Below are 259 nucleotides of genomic sequence, written 5' to 3' on the forward strand. Positions count from 1 at the left end.
TCCCGTGGCTGGTGAACCGGACAGCCGTCGGGGAATTGGTCATGGATCTTCTTGATGGCGCGATTGACTGCGGTGCCGATTGTGTTGGCGTGCCGGTCAATCTCCGCCTTACTCGCATCGGGATGCTCCGTCCTCGCAATGTCGGCATAGCTCAGGTTTTCGCCCAAATTCAGGCGCACCCAGCCCCGATGTCGGGGCGAGACCACGGAGAGCACGATCTCAACCTGCTCGCGTGCCAGGTCGAACTCCTCGCCCCTCA

1 pseudogene is annotated in these 259 nt (G+C 61.8%); it reads right to left on the minus strand.

What is annotated here, in order from left to right:
* Nucleotides 1-259: pseudogene (locus QP381_RS09170) on the minus strand (hypothetical protein); the annotation flags it as partial.

It is taken from the genome of Pauljensenia sp. UMB6358, from assembly GCF_030216865.1.
In the GTDB taxonomy this organism is placed as follows: domain Bacteria; phylum Actinomycetota; class Actinomycetes; order Actinomycetales; family Actinomycetaceae; genus Pauljensenia; species Pauljensenia turicensis_A.